At 70.7% G+C, this 18,769-nt stretch carries 16 protein-coding genes; 8 read left to right on the top strand and 8 right to left on the bottom strand.

The window, feature by feature from the left end:
* Positions 1 to 230: 230 nt before the first annotated feature.
* The 3 genes from BLU09_RS34520 (at position 231) to BLU09_RS34510 (ending at position 3,089) form a co-directional block, all read left to right on the top strand.
* A complete protein-coding gene (locus tag BLU09_RS34520; RefSeq protein WP_090495441.1) occupies positions 231 to 719 on the top strand; it encodes an NUDIX hydrolase in 489 nt (162 codons plus the stop codon).
* Positions 720 to 856: 137 nt separating this feature from the next.
* On the top strand, positions 857 to 1,750 hold the full coding sequence (locus BLU09_RS34515; protein WP_244172283.1) for a TonB family protein: 894 nt from the start codon (positions 857 to 859) through the stop codon (positions 1,748 to 1,750).
* 73 nt (positions 1,751 to 1,823) lie between these two features.
* The gene (locus BLU09_RS34510; protein WP_090495270.1) at positions 1,824 to 3,089 is read left to right on the top strand and encodes a PepSY-associated TM helix domain-containing protein; all 1,266 of its coding nucleotides are present in this window, start codon (positions 1,824 to 1,826) and stop codon (positions 3,087 to 3,089) included.
* A gap of 86 nt (positions 3,090 to 3,175) precedes the next feature.
* Here the strand turns inward: BLU09_RS34510 and BLU09_RS34505 are convergent, their stop codons facing one another.
* From BLU09_RS34505 to BLU09_RS34475, 7 genes are all read right to left on the bottom strand, one after another.
* On the bottom strand, positions 3,176 to 4,888 hold the full coding sequence (locus BLU09_RS34505; RefSeq protein WP_225887708.1) for a DEAD/DEAH box helicase: 1,713 nt from the start codon (positions 4,886 to 4,888) through the stop codon (positions 3,176 to 3,178).
* Between the two features lie 129 nt (positions 4,889 to 5,017).
* Positions 5,018 to 6,028 (bottom strand): MlaD family protein, encoded by a 1,011-nt coding sequence (locus tag BLU09_RS34500; RefSeq protein WP_090495264.1) that lies wholly within the window; start codon positions 6,026 to 6,028, stop codon positions 5,018 to 5,020.
* The gene (locus BLU09_RS34495) at positions 6,021 to 6,770 is read right to left on the bottom strand and encodes an ABC transporter ATP-binding protein (RefSeq protein WP_090495261.1); all 750 of its coding nucleotides are present in this window, start codon (positions 6,768 to 6,770) and stop codon (positions 6,021 to 6,023) included. The genes BLU09_RS34500 and BLU09_RS34495 overlap by 8 nt, the downstream gene beginning before the upstream one ends.
* 13 nt (positions 6,771 to 6,783) lie before the next feature.
* Entirely contained in the window at positions 6,784 to 7,530 is a 747-nt protein-coding gene (locus tag BLU09_RS34490) for an MlaE family ABC transporter permease (protein WP_090495258.1), read from the bottom strand.
* Entirely contained in the window at positions 7,527 to 8,300 is a 774-nt protein-coding gene (locus BLU09_RS34485) for an MlaE family ABC transporter permease (protein ID WP_011553919.1), read from the bottom strand. Before BLU09_RS34485 ends, BLU09_RS34490 begins: the two co-directional genes overlap by 4 nt.
* A gap of 100 nt (positions 8,301 to 8,400) precedes the next feature.
* Entirely contained in the window at positions 8,401 to 9,099 is a 699-nt protein-coding gene (locus BLU09_RS34480; RefSeq protein WP_090495255.1) for an ABC transporter ATP-binding protein, read from the bottom strand.
* A gap of 21 nt (positions 9,100 to 9,120) precedes the next feature.
* The gene (locus BLU09_RS34475; RefSeq protein ID WP_244172282.1) at positions 9,121 to 10,887 is read right to left on the bottom strand and encodes a putative metal-binding motif-containing protein; all 1,767 of its coding nucleotides are present in this window, start codon (positions 10,885 to 10,887) and stop codon (positions 9,121 to 9,123) included.
* A gap of 392 nt (positions 10,888 to 11,279) precedes the next feature.
* Here BLU09_RS34475 and BLU09_RS34470 point away from each other — a divergent pair, with 392 nt between their 5' ends.
* From BLU09_RS34470 to BLU09_RS34460, 3 genes are read left to right on the top strand one after another with little or no spacing between them, the layout of a single operon-like run.
* Positions 11,280 to 12,701, top strand: coding sequence for a TolC family protein (locus BLU09_RS34470; protein ID WP_090495250.1), 1,422 nt, complete (start codon positions 11,280 to 11,282; stop codon positions 12,699 to 12,701).
* Between the two features lie 5 nt (positions 12,702 to 12,706).
* On the top strand, positions 12,707 to 13,894 hold the full coding sequence (locus BLU09_RS34465) for an efflux RND transporter periplasmic adaptor subunit (RefSeq protein WP_090495439.1): 1,188 nt from the start codon (positions 12,707 to 12,709) through the stop codon (positions 13,892 to 13,894).
* On the top strand, positions 13,891 to 17,016 hold the full coding sequence (locus BLU09_RS34460) for an efflux RND transporter permease subunit (protein ID WP_090495248.1): 3,126 nt from the start codon (positions 13,891 to 13,893) through the stop codon (positions 17,014 to 17,016). The genes BLU09_RS34465 and BLU09_RS34460 overlap by 4 nt, the downstream gene beginning before the upstream one ends.
* 74 nt (positions 17,017 to 17,090) lie before the next feature.
* Here BLU09_RS34460 and BLU09_RS34455 read toward each other — a convergent pair whose 3' ends face one another.
* Entirely contained in the window at positions 17,091 to 17,276 is a 186-nt protein-coding gene (locus tag BLU09_RS34455) for a hypothetical protein (protein ID WP_090495245.1), read from the bottom strand.
* A gap of 680 nt (positions 17,277 to 17,956) precedes the next feature.
* Between BLU09_RS34455 and BLU09_RS34450 the strand changes: the two genes are divergently transcribed.
* On the top strand, positions 17,957 to 18,421 hold the full coding sequence (locus tag BLU09_RS34450; RefSeq protein WP_090495242.1) for a DUF2267 domain-containing protein: 465 nt from the start codon (positions 17,957 to 17,959) through the stop codon (positions 18,419 to 18,421).
* A 77-nt stretch (positions 18,422 to 18,498) separates the two neighbouring features.
* Positions 18,499 to 18,769 (top strand): transposase (locus tag BLU09_RS34445; protein ID WP_167371221.1); only part of this gene is annotated, 271 nt, incomplete at its 3' end.

Below are 18,769 nucleotides of genomic sequence, written 5' to 3'. Positions count from 1 at the left end.
TCCCCTCTCCCGACGACGCGGGTTGTCATCAAGAATAATGCAGTGTCGCTAGATGTTAACGCGCTGCGTTGGCTGGCGTAAAGGGAAGCCCCCGACCCGCCGTGTGAGGAGGGCGGGGTGAGGAGGGACCTGGCTGGCCCGGCATGAACTACAGTGCCGCGCTTTGTCACATTCCGGTGGTGGCCAAGGGGCTCCGACGCCTGGATGCCGCACCGCGCGAGGTCGCTCCCATGCCGTACACCCCGATCATCGGCACGCTCGGTTACGTGATGTCACCGGACGGGCAGCGCGTGCTGCTCGTCCACCGCAACGCCCGCCCGGATGACGCCCACTACGGGAAGTTCAATGGCCTGGGCGGGAAGATGGAGCGCGACGAGGACGTGGCCGCCTGCATGCGCCGGGAGATTCGCGAGGAGGCCGGCATCGAGTGCACGCGGATGGTGCTGCGCGGCACCATCTCCTGGCCCGGCTTCGGCAAGCACGGGGAGGACTGGCTGGGCTTCGTGTTTCGCATCGACGGCTTCGAAGGCACCCCGCTCGAGCGGAACCCGGAGGGCTCCCTCTCCTGGGTGCCCGTGGCGGACATCCAAGGCCTCAACCTGTGGGACGGCGACCGGCACTTCCTGCCGCTGGTGTTCGACGCCGACCCCCGGCCGTTCCATGGGGTCATGCCGTATTCCGGTGGCCGCGCGCTGAGCTGGTCCTTCAGCCGCCTGTAAAGGGCTGCCGCGAAAGGGCTTTTCCGCGCGCCATCCCTCCGTGGACGACCGGGCGGGCGTTCCACCGGGCGTAAGAAGTTTTACTCAGCGAGCGTTGACGGTGAGGGCCGTGGGGGGTATCCACGTCCGCAGTGAGAGTGAGAACGATTCTCAATTTCGAACTTCCGGAGCCCGCCGCGGATGCAGCATCCTCGGTGTTGGCACAGCCCACTGGGGCGCTCTTCCGCATGGGGGATGCCGCCGGGGTGGAGGGTTTCTGGAGCCGCTGGAGCGGGGCCGTTGTCGTGGCGGTCGTGCTCCACGCGGTCGTCGTCGCGGCGGGACTGTCCGTGTCCCCGGCGTCGCCGAAGCAGGTGGTGCGGGAGGAGCCGGAGCTGGTGTTGCTGGCGTTCGCCGCGCCTCCGCCCCCGCCGCCCGCGGGTGGTGGCGGGGCGCAGCCGGCCGCGAAGAAGGAAGTGCAGCGCCAGGCGCGTCCCAAGCCGGCGCAGCGGGTGATGCCGACCCCCGTTCCCCGGCCCGAGCCGGTGGCGGAGGTGAAGCCGGAGACGCCCCCTGAGCCGGAGCCCGTGGTGGAGCCTGAGCCTGCTCCCGAACCCACGGTGGCGAAGGCGGAGCCGGCGTCCGCGAGCAGCGAGGCGTCCGCGGTGGGCGGGGTGGTGGGTGGCGTGGTCGGTGGCGTCGTGGGTGGAACGCAGGGCGGCATCGTCGGGTCGACGGCCATTGGCGGCACGGGCGACGCGCTGACGCTGAAGCAGGTGATGCGGCCCCCCACGGTCCTCAAGCAGGTCAGGCCGGACTACCCCCGGCTGGCGAAGCAGCGGAACATCCAGGGCGTGGTGGTGGTGCGGGTCATCGTTGGCACGGACGGCCGGGTGGAGCAGGCGCACACCCGGGTGATGCGCTCCGTGCCCGCCCTGGACGCCGCGGCGATTGCCGCCGTGAATCAGTGGCACTTCACGCCCGCGCTGGGCCGTTCGGGGCGGCTGGCGCGAGTCATGATCGACATTCCGGTGAACTTCTCCCTGAAGTGAGTCTGGCGCGGTGTCGCGCCGGGTCCGCTCCAGTTCTCCTCGCGTGGGCTCCGGCCCGCGCTGGAGCCGTTTCATGCGCACCTTCCGAAACATCATCTTCTGGATTCATCTCATCGCCGGAATCGCCACCGGGCTGGTGATTGCGATCATGTCCTTCACGGGCGTGGTCATCGCCTTCGAGAAGCAGCTCATCGAATGGGCGGAGCGGGATGTCCGGACGGTGCAGCCGCCGTCTCCAGACGCGCCCCGGCTCCCCGTGGAGGCGTTGGTCGAGCGCGTCCGCGCTGTGCGGACGGACGGACAGCCCTCCGGCGTGACGGTGTATCCGGAGCCGACGTCCTCGGTGCTCGTGAGCGTCGGCCGGGGCTCTGTGACCTACGTCAACCCCTTCACCGGCGAGGTGCTGGGGAATGGCGCGACGGGCCTGCGCGGCTTCCTCCAATGGAACGTGGAGCTCCACCGGTGGCTGGCCGCCGGCGGCGACAACCGCGCGGTGGGCAAGGCGATCACCGGCGCGAGCAACGCGGTGTTCCTCTTCCTGGCCATCTCCGGCCTGTACCTGTGGTGGCCGCGCAAGTGGACGCTGCGCGCCATGCGGCCGTCGCTGTGGTTCCGGCGTGGGCTGAAGGGCAAGGCGCGCGACTGGAACTGGCACAACGTCATCGGCTTCTGGTCGCTGCCGGTGCTCATCGTGCTCACGGCGTCGGGCATGGTCATCTCGTACAAGTGGGCCTCCGACCTCGTCTACACCGCGATGGGCCACGAGGCTCCGGCGAGGCAGGGGCCGCCGGGCTCGGCGTCGGTGAAGGTGCCCGCGCCCGACGTGGAGACGCCGCGCAAGCCGATGGATGCCCTCATCGCCGAAGCGCAGAAGACGTCGCCCACCTGGTCGTCCGCCACGGTGCGCCTGGGCGGCGGAGCGCGTCCGGGCGGGGCTCCCGCGCAGGGTGGCCGTGGTCCGGAGGCGAAGGGCGAGCGGGGCGGGAAGGGGGGCGCGGACGGCGTGGACGCGGTGACAGTCAGCCTCCGCGAGGCGGATGCGTGGCCGCCGTTCTCCTCCAAGCAGGTGTCCCTCAACCCCTTTTCGGGCGAGGTGGCGAAGCAGGAGACGTACGCGGACTACAACAGCGGCCGGAAGCTGCGCACCTGGCTGCGCTTCCTGCACACCGGCGAGGCGCTGGGGCTCCTGGGCCAGTTGGTCGCCGCCATCGCGTCGCTGGGCGGCGTGTTCCTCGTCTACACGGGCTTCGCGCTGTCGTGGCGCCGGTTCTTCTCCCGGCGCCGGACGAACACCGAGCCTCGGGAAGAAGCCGCCGCGCAGGTCGAGCCGGTGGCCTGACGGATTTCAGCCCTCCTCGTGAGCGTGACGGGTTTGCTCGTCATCCTCCCACTCACGAGGCGGGCACTTCCCTTTGAGTCGGAAGGTCAGCTCCGGTCCTTGCGGACGAGCACCTTCTTGCCGCGCAGGGTGGCGTTCTTCAGCGCGGCGATGATGCGGTTGGCCTCGGACTCCGGCACCTCCACCAGGGAGAAGGCGTCGCCAATCTGGATGGCGCCAATCTTGGAGGACTCGACGCCCGCTTCCCCGGCGATGGCGCCCACCAGGTCGGCGGGGCGCACGCCGGCGTGACGGCCGGCGCCAATCCACAGGCGGGTGACGTCCCACGTCGGCGGGCCACCGCGGGCCTTCGGGCCGCGCTCCGGACGGCCTGGACGCCCCGAGGGCGCTCCGAACTTGCCCGTGCGCTCACGGCGCTCCTGCGGCGGCGCGACGACGGGGATCTCCGTCTCCTCCGTGTCGCGGCCCTCGTCCTGGGCCTCATGGAGGAGCTTCACGGCGGCGGCGGCGATGTCCATGGCGTCGAACTCGCTGGCCAGGCTCTCCACCACGTTGCGGAGGGAGTCGTACTCACCGGTCACCAGCGTCTCGCGCAGGGATGCGCGCAGCATCTCCTGCCGCTTCTCGCGCATGTCCGCGACGGTGGGCACGGTGGCCACTTCGATGCGCTGGCCGGTGACGCGCTCGATGTTGCGCAGCAGCCGGTGCTCGCGGGGCTCCACCAGGGTGATGGCCACGCCCTCGCGGCCGGCGCGGCCCGTGCGGCCGATGCGGTGCACGTAGGCCTCGGGCGCGTTGGGGACGTCGAAGTTCACCACGTGGGACAGGCGGGGGATGTCCAGGCCGCGCGCCGCGACGTCGGTGGCCACCAGCAGGTCGGTGCCCTGGGACTTGAGCTGCTTGATGACGCGGTCTCGCTGCTCCTGCGTCATGCCGCCATGCAGGGCGTGGGCACGCCAGCCACGGCCGTTGAGGGAGACGGTGAGGTCGTCCACCTCCGTGCGCGTGCGGCAGAAGATGATGGCCGCGGTGGGCGACTCCACGTCGAGCAGGCGGCCCAGGGTGGCGATCTTGAAGGCGCGCGGCACGACGTAGGCCGTCTGCCGGACGCGGGGAATCTCCCCCTGTTCCACCTTCTCGCGGGCAATCTTCACGCGCACGGGCTCGTGCAGGTGACGCTCGGCGATGCTGGCGATGCGCGGAGGGAGCGTGGCGGAGAAGAGGGCCGTCTGCCGGTCCTCGGGCGTGCCGGAGAGGATGGCCTCCAGGTCCTCGGCGAAGCCCATGTCGAGCATCTCGTCGGCCTCGTCGAGCACGACGACGCGCACGTCATCGAGCTGCAACGTGCCACGGCGGAGGTGGTCCAGCGCGCGGCCCGGCGTGGCGACGACGACGTCCACGCCGCGCTTGAGGACGCGGAGCTGCTGGCCAATGACCTGGCCGCCGTACAGGGGCAGCACGGAGATGCCGAGCTTCTGGCCGTAGCGGTGGATGGCCTCGGAGACCTGCATGGCCAGCTCTCGCGTGGGGACCAGCACCAACGCGGACGTGGTGTTGGGCCGGCACGCGCCGGGCTCCACGTGGTTGAGCAGGGGCAGGGCGAAGGCGGCCGTCTTTCCGGTGCCGGTGGCGGCGATGCCGAGCAGGTCCTTCCCCGCGAGCAGTGGCGGGAGGGCGGCGGCCTGGATGGGGGTGGGCTCCTCGTAGCCGAGCGCACTGAGCGCCTCGACGAGCGCGGGCTTCAAGCCCAGGGAATCGAAGGTGGCCTCAACGGGGGCGGGGGGCTGGGGGGCTTTCACGGCCCGGGCTTGTACCACCAGCAATGGTTTGGTGCGCTCCCAGAATGGGGGGAGGCCACACCCTGAACAGTTGGGCCCGTGTTTGCAGGCCTTCACGCTGCGTCCTGATAGGTGCCCGACGCCCGGGCCTCAGTCCTTCCAAAGCACCTTCCACGGGTGCTTGCGGAGGTCTGTCACCAGCATGCGCAGCTCCTCGTAGAGCGTGCCGTCCTGGAGCGCCGCGCCCACGGTGCCCTCGCCGGCCTCGAGCTTCGCCAGCACCCGGTCCGCTCGGGCCGCGATGCTCTCCAGTTGGCCCGAGGCCGAGGTGAGGCGCTCCAGCGCGACCTTGACCCGCGCGCCGTCCTCGGGCCCCAGCGGGCCCGTCACGGCCGCCAGTCCGTCCAACGTCGTCCCGGCGGACTTCGTCAGCCCCGGCAGGTCGCGACGAACGATGGCCGCCGCCGCCGAGGCATCGTCCAACAACCGCGCGCCCTTGCCTCCAGGCTGGAAGGCCTCGCGCGCCAGGCCCGCGAGCTGGCGCAAGTCCTTCGAGGCCGCCGCCAGCTCGGACGCCAGCACCTTCACGTCGCCCCGGTTCTCCGTCAGCAACTGGTCCAGCGTCCGCGCCAGCCGGGAGACGTTCGCCGCGAGGCCGCGGATGGCCTCCGGGTCCTCCTCCAGCATCTGGGACAGCAGGTCCACGAAGCGGGTGAGCTGCTCGGCAAGGACGTCCAGCCGGGGCGCGTCCGTTCCCCGCACGGCCGTGCCCGCGGGCAGCCGCTCCGGCGCCGAGCCCGGGTTCAGCTCCAGATAGGGCTCTCCCAGGATGCCCACCGTGGCCACCGTCACGCGCGCGTCCTGGCGCAGCGCGCCCACGGCCTCCGGCGCCACCGCGAGCTCCATCCGCACGGGCAGCGGGCGTCCCTGGGCGTCCCGCCGCTCGGGCTGGAGCTGGATGTCCTGCACGCGGCCCACCTGCACGCCGCCCAGCTTCACGGGGGCGCCCTCCACCACGTTCCCCGTGTGGCCGAAGTCCACCGCCAGCCCCGTCTCCGAGCCCAGCTTCAATTCGCCCATCAGCCACAGCAACACCAGCACGCCCACGATGGCGGCCAGCACCAGGGCGCCCACCTTCAGCTCCAGCCGTCGCTCATCCATCCGTCGCGCCCTCCATGAATGGCGCTGTCAGTACTCGCAGCTCGGGCGCGGAGGACTCCAGGAAGCCCTTCGGCGTGCCCAGGTAGGCACATTGCTTGTTCGCCACCACCAGCACCCGGTCCGCCAGCGCCTTCAGCTGCCGATAATCGTGGGACACCACCATCCCCCCAAGGCCCCGCGCCTTCAGCGACGCGAGCACCTCCTCCACCTGGCCCGCCGCCTTCCGGTCCAGGCCCGTCGTCGGCTCGTCGAAGAGGAGATAGCGCGGCTTGAGCACCAACGCCCGGGCGATGGCCGTCCGTTTCTTCGCTCCGGGCCCCAGCTCCGGTGGCAGCCGGTCCGCCCAATCCAGCAGCCCCACCTGCGCCAGCGCGGCGTCCACGTCGTCCACGGACGCCGCCGGGTCCGCCAGCCATACGTTCTGCCGGAGCGTGCGCCAGTCCAACAGCGCCGGGCCCTGCACCAGGTAGGGCGCCTGTCGGCGCAGTGGCACCAGCTCGCGCTCGGGTCTGGAGTCCACGCGCTCCCCCCACAGCACCACTTCGCCCGCGTCCGGGCGCAGCAGTCCCACCGCCAGCCGGCACAGCACGCTCTTCCCGGTGCCACTGGCGCCCGCGATGAACGTCAGCTCCTTCGTGGACACCTCCGCCGTGAGCCCCGCGAGCACGCGCCGGCGTCCCTCGTCGAACGCGACGTGCACGTCCCGGAATCGCAGGGCCTCGCTGTCGGGAAGGGGCGTCATGCGCGGGGCTCGCTCACAGGCGCAGCAGCTGGAAGGCCAGCGACACGGCGAGGTCAATGAGCAGGCACCCCAGGCTCGCCGCCACCACGCCGTCGGTGGTGGCCTCGCCCACGGCCTCGGCGCCGCCGCGCGCCTTGAGGCCCGCCACCGCCGCCGCCAGCGGAATGTAAAGCCCGCAGCCCGCGGCCTTCAGGAACGCGGCCAGCAAGTCCCATCCGTCCACGTAGCGCGGGTCCATGAAGGCCCGCCCGTCCACGCCGAAGGCGAACTGCGCCACCGCCGCCGCGGACAGCGTGGCCGCGATGGTGCCCAGAGTACACAGCAGGGGCACGCCCACCACGCCCGCGAACACCCGGGGCGCGACGAGGTCCGCGTAGGGGTCGCCCGCGGACATCTCCAGGGCCTCCACCTGTTCGTTGACGCTCATGGTGGACAGCTCGGCCGCGTGAGCAGCGCCCGCGCGTGAGGCTGTGAGCAGCGCGGACACCGCCGGGCCCAGCTCTCGAATGAGCAGCTCGAAGTACGCGGGCCCCAGCACCGCCACGTTGCCCACGAAGCGCCGTGCCTGGCTGTTGGCGATGGTGACAAGCACCGCGCCGAAGAAGGCCATGCCGGACATCACCAGCCACACGCTGCGCCCGCCCAGCTCGTGGAGCTGCGCCAGGGACTCGCGCCAGGGCACGCCGTCCCGGGTGGAGGCCCGCACCGTGCGGGCCAGCATCACCACCGGCGCTCCGAAGAAGGACCGCACGCCGCTCATCCCATCCACCCCGCGAGCAAGGACGTGAGGGCGAAGTCGAGGACGAAGATGGCCGCGCAGCTGCGCACCACCGCGTTGGCCGCCGCCTGGCCCACGGCGTGTGCGCCGCCTCGAGCGGACAGGCCCACGGTGGTGGACAGCAGGGCGATGGCCAGTCCGAAGATGCCCGTCTTCACCACGCCGCCTAGGAGGTCGAGCGGACCCAGAAGCTGGGAGAAGGTGCCGAAGAAGACGCGCACCGGAAGGCCCAGGGCGAGCAGGGCGGCCACGGACTCGAAGAGGATGGCCACCGCGAAGGTGACGCCGCTGAGCGCCAGCATGCTGACCTCCATGGCCACCACGCGAGGCGCGACGAGGATGGCGAAGGGGTCCAGGCCGATGCCCCTCAGCCCTTCAATCTGTCCGCCCACCTGCATCAGCGCCAGCTCCGCCGCGTTTCTCGCGCCGAGCCGCGCCGACATGATGAGGCCCAGCAGCAGCGGGCCGAACTCCCACAGCACGCCATAACCCGCCGCCCAGCCGAGGAAGGCCCTCGCGCCGAAGCGCTGGACGTAGATGCCCGACTGCAGCACCACGATGATGCCGGCCAGCGCCGCCGTGGCCAGGGCGAGCGGCAGCGAGCCGTAGCCGAATTGCACCAGCGCACGGCCCAGCTCGCGGCGCTCCAGTTTCGGCAGCGCCAGCACCGTGCGGCCCACGACCAGGCCCAGCGCGCCGGTTCCGCGGAGCGCGTCCAGCGCCGTTCGTCCGAGCCTCGTCAGGAGCGCCATGGCGGCATCTCATCCCGGGGCAGACTCGGCGGCGGCGCGGCTGTGGCCGCGCCTTCCGGGTGGCGCGACATGGCGCCTGGATGTGCTCGCGCACTTCGCGTCATGCCGGCACCTCGTCCGGTGCATCCTCCCACTCGGGCGCGGGGAGCCCGTCATGAACCAGCCGGCCACTCCGCAGGTACAGCCAGCGGGGCAGGGGCAGGTCCATCGGGGCCTCCGTCGCCACGACCAGCAGCGTGCCTCCCTGGGATACGTCCAGCAGCACCCGGGCCACCTGCCGCGCCGTGCCCGGATCCAACCCCGCGAACGGGTCATCCGCCAGCACCACCGACGGACGCGCCGCCAGGGCCCGCGCGATTCCCGCGCGCTTCTTCATGCCGCCAGACAGGCGCTCTGGCAGCGTATCCGCCGCGTCCGAAAGCCCTACCGCCCGCAGCACGTCACTGGCGCGGGCCCGGGCCTCGGCCTCCGGGACGTGGCGCCGGGTGAGTGGCGCCATGACGTTCTCCAGCACCGTCATCGAGTCGAACAGTGCGTCCGTCTGGAACACCATGCCGAACGACGCCTGCTGCTCGCGCCGCTCGGCGGCCGTCAGACGCGCCGCATCCTGCCCATTCCACAGCACGCGGCCCTCCGTGGGCCGCACCAGGCCGGCCAGGGCCTTCACCAGCGTCGTCTTCCCCGCGCCCGAGCGCCCCAGGACCAGTGCCTGCGTCCCGGGCGGCAGCGCGCAGCTCACGCCGGACAGGACCTGCCTCGCTCCGTACCGCACCGTGAGGCCGTCCGCGCGCAGGTCCATGGTGTCCGCCCGCCCGCCGCCTCAGGGCCGCCAGCGCGCGAGCGCGCCGCTGTGGCCCGCCACCCAGATGTCGGCCGGGCCGGTTCCGCTCAGCGCGTTCATGGGGCTGGACGGCGTGAAGGCGGTGCTCCAGGTCGTGCCGTTGAAGAAGTGGACGTTGTTCGTTCCGGAGCTCACGGCGTAGATGGCCTTGCTGCCGAAGGCCACCAGTCCGCGGATGTCCGCCGGGGCCGAGGTTGGCAGGGTGATGGCGGGCTTCACGCTCCACGTCGTGCCCGCGCGCTCCAGGAAGAGGCCTTTGTCACCCACGGCGTAGACATGGTTCGGTGAGAGCACCTGGATGCCGAAGAGGAATTCGGTCGCCCCGACGTTGCCCAGGGCTTCCTTCTGCCACGTGCCGCCGTCCTCCGTGGGGCCGCGCCAGACCACGGGGCGGTTGGTGCCGCCCTGGGCCTCGGCGCCCGCGGCGAACAGCGTCCGCGGGCTGGTACCGTCAATGGACTTGAGGTTGTCGTTGAGCCGCGTGAGCTCCTCGGGGGCCGTCTGGGTGGGGGCGCCCTCCTCGTAGTTCCAGAGGAGGATGCGGCCCTGGCTGTCCACCGCGTACAGCGCCACGCGGTTGCCGCTTTCGAAGCCCACCATCCCGTTGATGCTGGCGTTCCCGGGGCCATTCACGTTGACACACGCGCCAGTGTCGGTCGGCAGCCGGGTGGTGAACTTGCCCGCGCTGTTGCCCAGGAACACGCGGCCGCTGTTCGTCACCCAGGAGGACTTCCACTGGCCCGGGCAGTTCGCCACGGGGGTGATCGTCCCGCCATCGACGTGGGCGACGCGGTCGTCGCGTCCCGCGAGCCAGCCCTTGTTGCCGGGGTACGCAGCCACCGTCTCCCAGACAATCGAGGAGGGCGTCGCGTTCGTCGTCGTCCAGGCCACGGCGTCGCAGCCCGCCAGGTCTTCGTCCACCTGTCCGTCGCAGTCGTTGTCCAGCCGGTCGCACACCTCGGTGGCCGTGTTCGACACGAAGCGCGAGCTGTCATCACAGTCCGTGTTGTGCTCCACGGCGTCCTGCGGTGGGTTGGCGCACCAGAGCCCCACGGAGGTTCCCGCCTGGCCGTCACCGTCCTCGTCCACGAACCACTCCCGCGGCGTCTCGCTGCTGACGCAGGTCGTCAGCGAGGTGCTCGCGCACTGCATGGCGCCGGCGCAGTTCTGCTCGGTCAGGCACGGCGCGCTCACATCGAACGGGTCGTTGTCGATTTTCCCATCGCAGTTGTCGTCCTTGCCGTCGCAGACCAGCTCGACCTGTCTAGGGCGGATGTTGGGGTCCTGATCGTTGCAGTCACCGGCCTCCAGGACATAGCCCGCGGGAGGCGTGCAGGAGAGGTTGGGCAGGGCGTGCGGGTCGCCGAAACCATCACCGTCCGCGTCGCGGTAGTAGGTCGCGCCGCCGGGGGCATCCGCTTCGCCGTTGACGCAGTTGTTGTCCACGCCGTCGCACAGCTCCGTCGCGCCGGGGTGGATGTCCGGGTCGTCGTCGTCGCAATCCGAGCCAGGGAAGGCGCCCTCGCTGGTGACGTAGTCATCGTCATCCAGGTCCAGGGCGCGCAGGTCGAGAGCCACGGTCGTGGTGCCCACGGTGGGCACCTGCGCGGTGACCTCGTGCTGTGCCACCACGGGGCCGTTGCAGGAGCGCTCGTTGGCGGTCGCGGTGAGCCGCAGGTTCCGGCTCCAGCCCTCCCGGCCCAGGATGGCCACCGTCCGCGTGTCGCTGCGGGCAGAAGGATCCATCCGGACGTTGGCGGTCTCGGTGCGGCTGGGTTCGTCCACGTCCGTGACGGTCAGCGTGAGACAGCCCGGACGAAACGTCGCATACGAGACGCTTACGCGGATGGCCCCGGCATTGGGTGGGTCTTCCTGCTTCCGGCAACCGGAAAAGGGGACCACCACCGCAAGAACACAACCCATCAGGAATAAACGCATCGGCCGAGCATTCCCAGGCGCTTGGTGGCGCCCGCAATCTTTCTACATTGAGCTACGGAACCCAGGAGAACCCAACGCCACCCATAATCCGTCGCACAGGCCAGCGTCCAGACGCCGAATCGTCATGGCCCCTTCTCTCCACCTCCGTTTAGATGGCGCGCCGGCCCGCCCCCCGACGCCCGAGCCTTCCCCGCCCGTTCATGCATAGACCCCGTCACGCCATCACCGTGCCCCTCTGCGCCTGGCTCGCCCTGACCGCGTCCAGTGCTTCGGGGCAGCAGCCCGCGACCGAGGAGGGCGCACCTGTCGCCTCCGAATCCACGAAGGGTGCCCCCGCAAGTCCTTCGTCCCAGCCTCCGCCCGCGGAAGCCCTGTCCACGGAAGGTGGTCCGCTGACGCTGGAACAGGCGGTGCAACTTGCCGCGAAGCGTAACGAGGTGGCGCTGGCCGCCGAGCAGCAGTCGGAGGCCGCCCGGGCCCGGCTGGCTCGGGCCCGGGCCTTCTTCTTTCCAGAGCTGACGGGAACGGGCACCTACACCCGGCGTCTGAACGAGGTGACGCGCGAAGTGGGTGGCCAGACGGTGGTCATCCAGCGCAACAACGCCTTCAACGCCAACTTCGTCGCCTCCCTGCCGCTGTTCGACGCGCGCGGCATCTTCCTGTACCGCGCGGCGCGGAGGGACGGCGACGCGGCGGAACTGGAGGCCGTGGAGGCGCGCCGGCAGATTGGCTTCGAGGCCGCCAACGCCTTCCTCGCGACCCTGGCCCAGGAGCAGGTGTACCGCGCCGCCGAGCAGCGCCTCGCGTTCGCACGCCAGTCACTTCAGGACGCGTCGGCCCGCGCCAAGGCGGGTCTGGCCAGCAGCAACGATGTGACGCGCGCGGAGCTAGAGGCGGCCAGCGCCGAGGTGCAGATGTCCAACGCGCGCAACGCCGCGCAGACCACGCGCCTGGAGCTGGGCTTCCTGCTGGTGTCTTCGGTCAAGGGCACCCTGGCCTCACCGGACGCGCTGCTGTCGGACGCCAGCCGGCCGCTACAGGCCCACGCCTCCCTGGCGGATGGGGCCCTGGACCGCCGGCCGGACATCCTGGCCGCGCGGCTGCGGGTGGACGCGCTGGAGGAGAGCGCCAAGGAGCCGCTCGCCCGGCTGCTGCCCACGCTGGGCGCATCCGCCACCTACCGCCTCACGAACGAGGCCGGACTCGCGGGCCGCACGGGTGACGGCTTCCTGGGCGTCAACCTCATCTGGAACTTCTTCGACGGCGGCGAGCGCTATGCCGAACGCCGGGAGCGCGTGGCCCTGGCGAGGGCGGCGGAGCTCCAGGTCCAGGCCACCACGCGCCGGGTGGACGTGGACATCGAGCAGGCGAGGGTGGCGCTGGAGAATGCCCAGGCCGCCCTGGCACAGAGCGACCTGGCGGTCCGCACGGCCCGGCAGAACGCGGAGGAGCAGGGGATTCTCTACCGTCAGGGCTTGTCCACGGCGCTGACGGTGGCGGACGCCTCGCTGCGGCAGTTCGAGGCGGAGGTGGCGTATGCCCAGAGCCGGTTCGCGCTGGGCGTGGCGCTGCTGGGGCTGCGGGCGGCAGTCGGACTCGACCCATTGGGGAAGGAACCGTGAAGGAAATGCGACGCGCAGGAACGTTGGGTCTGGCCGTGGCCGCGCTGGCCCTGGGGGCTGGCTGCAAGAAGGACGCGCAAAGCACCCCAGGCGGAGCAGCGCCGGCGGGTCGCGGCCGAGCCGCCATCCAGTTCCCCGTCGAGGTGGCTCCGGTGGAGTCGCGGGACGTGGAGTACGTGGTGGACGCGGTGGGCTCCGTGGAGGCCTTCGAGCGGGTGCAGATCACCGCCCGCGTGCCGGGGGCCGTGGAGCGGGTGCTCTTCGCGGAAGGGCAGTCGGTGAAGAAGGGCGCGGTGCTTGCGGAGATCGAGCCCGCCCGCTACGCCATCGCCGTGCGGTCCGCGGAGGCCGCGCTGGCGCGAGCCCGCGCCACGCTGGTGGAGGCGGAGGCCGGTGCGAAGCGCCGCACCGCGGTGAACCAGGCCAGCCCCGGTCTTCTGCCCGCCGAGCAGTTGGAGACCTTCGAGGCGCGCGCGCGCACGGCGGAGGCGGACGTGGCGGCGGCGAAGGCGCTGCTGGACCAGGCGCAACTCAACCAGCGTGACGCCTATGTGCGCGCGCCCATGGACGGCGTGCTCCAGACGCGCACCGTGCAGACGGGGCAGTATGTGCAGCCCGGCGTCGTGTTGGCCACGCTGCTGCGGCGCGAGCCGTTGCTGCTGCGCTTCACGGTTCCGGCGGCGGACGTGTCCCGCATCCAGCCCGGCATGACGGCGCGCTTCTCCGTCCGGGCCGCGGAGGGTGGCGCTTTCACGGCGAAGATCACACACGTGGCCGCCGCCGCGGATGATGCCAGCCGCATGGTGCCGGTGACGGCGGAAGTCACCGGTGAGGACGCCGAGCGGCTCCGGCCGGGCGCCTTCGCCACGGTGGCGGTGCCCGTGGACACGCGCGGCGGCAGTCCGGTGATTCCGCAGACGGCGGTGCGCGCCAGCGAGCGCGGCTTCCTGGCCTACGTGGTGGAGGACAACAAGGCGCGTGAGCGCGTGCTGGAGCTGGGCCTGCGCACCGCGGATGGCCGCGTGGAGGTCCGTGACGGCGTGAAGCCCGGTGAGCTGCTGGTGATTCGCGGCGGTGAGGCCCTGCGCGACGGGGCCAGCGTGCGCGTGGCGGAGGGACCCAAGCCCACCTTCACGGGTGAGCCCCGGCTGGAGCCGGAGGCCGCCAGCGGCGGCGGAGGCGCCCGGCCATGAACATCACCGAGGCGTGCATCAAGAAGCCCGTCCTGGCGTGGATGATCATGGCGGCCACCATCGTCTTCGGACTGGTGGCCGCGCAGCGTATTGGCATCAGCCAGTTCCCGGACGTCGACTTCCCCACCATCAACATCTCCGTCACGTGGGAAGGCGCCAACCCGGAGGCGGTGGAGAGCGACGTCCTCGAGTTCATCGAGGAAGCGGTGACGCAGGTGGAGGGCGTCACGGCCATCAACTCCACCGCGCGCCAGGGCGGCGGCAACATCACCGTCGAGCTGGACCTGTCGCGCAACGTGGACCTGGCGCTCCAGGACGTGCAGACCAAGGTGAGCCAGGTGCAGCGCCGGCTGCCGCTGGACATCGATCCGCCCATCATCTCCAAGTCCAACCCGGAGGACCAACCCATCCTCTGGGTCGGCGTGTCCGGGCCCTTCAGCCAGCAGGTGGTGAGTGACTACGCCCGCTATCGCGTGAAGGAGAAGCTCCAGACGATTCCGGGCGTGGGCGAGGTTCAGCTGGGCGGCATGCTGGAGCGCAACGTCCGCATCTGGGTGGACGCGCAGAAGCTGGACGCGCTGGGCCTCACGGTGACGGACGTGTCCGCGGCGCTCCAGCGCGAGCACGTGGAACTGCCCGCCGGCCGCATCGAGACGCAGGGCCGTGAGGTCAACGTCCGCGTCATGGGCGAGGCGCTGGACCTGGAGACGCTGCGGCGCATCATCGTGCGCGAGCAGGGCGGCTTCCCCGTCTACCTGAAGGACGTGGCGCTGGTGGAGGACGGCTTCGAGGACGTGCGCCGCATGGCGCGCATCAACGGCGAGCCAGCGCAGGGCCTGGGCATCAAGAAGCAGCGCGGCGCCAACGCCGTGGCGGTGGCCCAGGGCATCCGGGCCGAGCTGGACAAGATGCAGAAGGACCTGCCGGAGGGGATGCAGCTGGGCATCAACTTCGACTCGACGCAGTTCATCGAGGAGAGCGTCCACGAAATCGAGTTCGAGCTGATGCTCGCGTGCATCCTCACCGCCTTCGTGTGCTGGGTGTTCCTGGGCTCGCTCTCCAGCACGATGAACGTGGTGCTGGCCATCCCCATGTCGCTGCTGGGGACGGTGGCGGTCATCTACTTCCTGGGCTTCACGCTCAACACCTTCACGTTGCTGGGCCTGGCGCTGGCGGTGGGCATCGTCGTGGACGACGCCATCATGGTGCTGGAGAACATCTACCGGCACTCCGAAGAGGGGAAGGACCGGGTGCGCGCCGCGCGCGAGGGCACCGCGGAGATCACCTTCGCCGCGCTGGCGGCGACGGCGGCGGTGGTGGCCATCTTCCTGCCCGTCGTCTTCATGAGCGGCGTCATCGGCAAGTACTTCCTCCAGTTCGGCGTGACGCTGTGCGTGGCGGTGCTGCTGTCCTACGTGGAGGCCATCACCCTGGCCCCCGCGCGCTGCGCCCAGTTGCTCAAGACGTCGCGTGAGGGCCGCAGCCGGATTGGCGTCTGGGTGGACCGGGGCTTCGAGAAGCTGGAGCGCGTCTACGCGCGCACCCTGGCCTGGGGCCTGAAGCGGCCGTGGTGGGTGCTGGGCGCGGCGGTGGTGCTGACGGCCTCCAGCGTCTTCGTCTTCCGTGCGCTGCCGGGTGAGTTCGTGCCGTCCCAGGACCAGAGCCGCCTGCTGGTGCGCATGCAGACGGCGGTGGGCAGCAACATCGAAGAGACGAACCGCCTGTTCCTGCGCGCGGAGGAGTTCGCCAGCAGCCGGCCCGAGGTGACGCGCGTCTTCTCCGTCGTCGGCGGTTTCGGCAGCGGCGCGGTCAACACCGGCATGATGTTCGTCAGCTTGAAGCCGCCCGACGAGCGCATGCCGCAGGCGGAGTTCCAGCAGATCCTCCGCAAGGAGTTCAACAGCTACCCGGGCCTGCGCGCGGTGGTGCAGGACCAGTCCCAGAGCGGCTTCACGGCGCAGCGCGGCTTCCCGGTGGAGTTCAGCGTGCGCGGCTCGGAGTGGGAGCAGCTGGTGGAGGCCAGCCAGGAGATGCGGGAGAAGCTCCAGGCCAGCGGCAAGGTGGTGGACGTGGACACGGACTACCAGTTGGGCATGCCGGAGCTGCGCATCACCCCGGACCGGGGCCGCGCGGCGGACCTGGGCGTGCCCATCCAGTCGGTGGCTACCACCATCAACGCGCTGGTGGGCGGCGTGCGCGTAGGCAAGTACAGCACGGGCGGCCGGCGCATCGACGTGCGCATGCGGCTCCTGGCGGACCAGCGCTCCAGGCCGGAGGACCTGTCCACGCTGAAGGTCCGGACGGCCAGCGGCGCGCTGGTGCCGTTGTCGTCGCTGGTGACGCAGGAGGAGCGGCCCGCGCTGCAGGCCATCACCCGGCGGGACCGTGAGCGCGCCATCAGCGTCTACGCGAACGTGGCGCCGAGCTCGAACCAGGAAGAAGCCCTGGCGACGGTGGAGCGGCTGGCGAAGGAGCTGCCTGGCGGTGTGCGCGTGGTGGCGGGTGGCGCCAGCGTGGCCTTCCGCGACTCGATGAGCAGCCTGTTCTTCGCGCTCTTCCTCGGGATTGGCGTGGCGTACATGGTGCTGGGCGCGCAGTTCAATTCGTTCCTGCACCCGGTGACGGTGCTCACGATTCTGCCGCTGTCGGTGGCGGGCGCGGCCTTCGCCCTGTTCGCCACGGGCACCACGCTGAACATCTTCAGCATGATTGGCCTGTTGCTGCTGATGGGCATCGTGAAGAAGAACTCCATCATCCTGGTGGACTACGCGCTGCAAGAGCGGGAGCGTGGTGCGGACGCGCTGCAGGCCATGCTGCGCGCGGGGCCGGTGCGGCTGCGGCCCATCCTCATGACGTCCACCGCGACCATGATGGCGGCGGTGCCGGCGGCGCTGGCGCTGGGGGCGGGCTCGGAGACGCGCGCGCCCATGTCCATCGCCGTGCTCGGTGGACTGTCCGTGTCCACGGTGCTCAGCCTGCTGGTGGTGCCCGCCTTCTATGTCGTGGCGGACCGCATGAAGACGCGGCTGGGCGAGCGGTTCGGCAAGAAGGACGATGAGACCCACGAGCCGCCGCAGCATCCGGAGCATGGCGATGCGCCGCGCCCGGCGGCACATGGGTGAGCGGGGCGTCTGACCGCTTGGGTGACAAGGCCATCGCGGACGTCTTCGTGACGCCGCGGTGGCCTCCCCCAGGCTCAGCGTTGTTGCTGACGAGGCGAGGCCGGGTGACCCTGCTGCGAGGCGCCGCTTCCGCTCATGCAGCGCTGCATCCCTTCCACCATGCGCTGAACGTCCTCGACCTGGCTGGGGTTCTTCGCGGTGAAGTGCAGAGTGGCCCCTTCTTGCGTCTGCTCCATCTGCACGTCCGCCATTCCGCGCATGGGACAGTTCATTCCCGCACCGCCCATTCCGTGGCCCATCATGCCGCTGCCTGTCATCCCACAGGCGCAGCCCGGCTGTGGCCGTGTCGAGTCGTCCGCTTGGCGTCCCACGGACGGTGGCTGGGGCGTCCCCTGAGCTCCAGCAAGCGTGCCGATAAGGAGCCCCGTGGAAACGAGTAGTCCATATCCAAGCTTCCTCATGTTGATTCCCCCGGAGATGGCATTGTCCATCCACGGAAGACTCATGCCGGGGGCGGGAAATAGCCTGCAGCCCCTCCTGCCAGGGAGCAAAGGCTGCCGGGGCATGGCTGTTCGGCCGGCGATGGCGCTGGAAGGAACGGAGCCATGATGCGGCGCGCCCGAGTTCGAGCAGCGCCATCTGCCACAGCGATTGGCCGTCCTTGCTCTCCGCGGCTCCATTTGTGGGACGTGCCGCCCGCGCGATGACTCAGGCGTGACTCACGGTGTTCTTCGCCTTGGCGTGCAGTTTGGCTTGCTCGTGGGTTTGGCTGGCTTCTTCACCCAGGCGGGCGGCGCGGGGAGCACCCTTTCGGGCCCCCGCCCCTGGGGAGACGGGCCAGGGCGCGCGGCGTGCTCCGGCTGAAGCGTGCACCCACCGTGGCCACCATGACAGGCGCGCGGCACGGCCGGGCCGCACTGGCATTCAAGGAGGCAACCCCATGGCTGAGTACACCGAACCCCCTATCGACAACGCCACGCCGGTCAAGGAGCGCGACGAACCCCAGGACCTCCAAGGCTTCCTGGACGAGCTCGGCAACAGCCGCGAGTTCCAGGTGAATGGCGTGGACGCCCGGAAGGGCGCGGAGGCGGTGTTCTGCACGCTCGCGCGGCGCCTGTCCGATGGCGAGGACCTCAAGCTGCTCTGGTCACTGGGGAAGGGCGGCATTGGCACCATCCTCGGGACGTGCAACATCCACCGGGGCCCGTCCCACGCGAAGCGCATGGGCCGCGCGGAGTTCATCACCGACGTGGCGGACCACCTGCGCATCCCCGGGGACCAGGCGCTGCGCGTCCTGTCGGTGGTGTTCACCGCCATCCGGGACCGGATTCCAGACGACGAGGTGGCGGCCGTGGCCTCGCAGCTCCCGGCGGACCTCGCCGACCTGTGGCGCCGGCCCGTCTAGCAGGCTGTTGAGAAACCCCTCCGAGGGATCGACACCCCGCCGCGTGACGTGGTGTCCTCCGCTCATCGGAGGCAGTGATGCGCGGACGGCCCAAGCAACAGACGACGCTGTTCAGCCTGCGGACGCCGGGAGACCGGGTGCCCGCAGGCCATCCGCTGCGCAGGGTGAAGGACATGGCGGACGCCGCGCTGGCGGCGCTCTCGCCGACGTTCGATGAGATGTACAGCGGCACCGGGCGGCCGAGCATTCCGCCGGAGCATTTGCTGAAGTCCTGTCTCCTGATGGCGTTCTACTCGGTGAGAAGCGAGCGGCTCTTCTGCGAGCAACTCGACTACAACCTCCTCTTCC

The sequence above is a fragment of the Myxococcus virescens genome (genome assembly GCF_900101905.1).
GTDB lineage: Bacteria > Myxococcota > Myxococcia > Myxococcales > Myxococcaceae > Myxococcus > Myxococcus virescens.
The sequence above is the reverse complement of the archived record's forward strand: the minus strand, read 5'-3'. Positions and strand labels throughout refer to the sequence as shown.

Coding starts and splice junctions, on each gene's coding strand:
- BLU09_RS34455 (WP_090495245.1), bottom strand. CDS start 17,276: ATGCGCGGAATGGCGGACGTGCAGATGGAGCAGACGCAAGAAGGGGCC.
- BLU09_RS34510 (WP_090495270.1), top strand. CDS start 1,824: ATGCGCACCTTCCGAAACATCATCTTCTGGATTCATCTCATCGCCGGA.
- BLU09_RS34465 (WP_090495439.1), top strand. CDS start 12,707: ATGCGACGCGCAGGAACGTTGGGTCTGGCCGTGGCCGCGCTGGCCCTG.
- BLU09_RS34485 (WP_011553919.1), bottom strand. CDS start 8,300: ATGGCGCTCCTGACGAGGCTCGGACGAACGGCGCTGGACGCGCTCCGC.
- BLU09_RS34475 (WP_244172282.1), bottom strand. CDS start 10,887: ATGGATCCTTCTGCCCGCAGCGACACGCGGACGGTGGCCATCCTGGGC.
- BLU09_RS34480 (WP_090495255.1), bottom strand. CDS start 9,099: ATGGACCTGCGCGCGGACGGCCTCACGGTGCGGTACGGAGCGAGGCAG.
- BLU09_RS34495 (WP_090495261.1), bottom strand. CDS start 6,770: ATGACGCCCCTTCCCGACAGCGAGGCCCTGCGATTCCGGGACGTGCAC.
- BLU09_RS34490 (WP_090495258.1), bottom strand. CDS start 7,530: ATGAGCGGCGTGCGGTCCTTCTTCGGAGCGCCGGTGGTGATGCTGGCC.
- BLU09_RS34460 (WP_090495248.1), top strand. CDS start 13,891: ATGAACATCACCGAGGCGTGCATCAAGAAGCCCGTCCTGGCGTGGATG.
- BLU09_RS34500 (WP_090495264.1), bottom strand. CDS start 6,028: ATGGATGAGCGACGGCTGGAGCTGAAGGTGGGCGCCCTGGTGCTGGCC.
- BLU09_RS34450 (WP_090495242.1), top strand. CDS start 17,957: ATGGCTGAGTACACCGAACCCCCTATCGACAACGCCACGCCGGTCAAG.
- BLU09_RS34520 (WP_090495441.1), top strand. CDS start 231: ATGCCGTACACCCCGATCATCGGCACGCTCGGTTACGTGATGTCACCG.
- BLU09_RS34470 (WP_090495250.1), top strand. CDS start 11,280: ATGCATAGACCCCGTCACGCCATCACCGTGCCCCTCTGCGCCTGGCTC.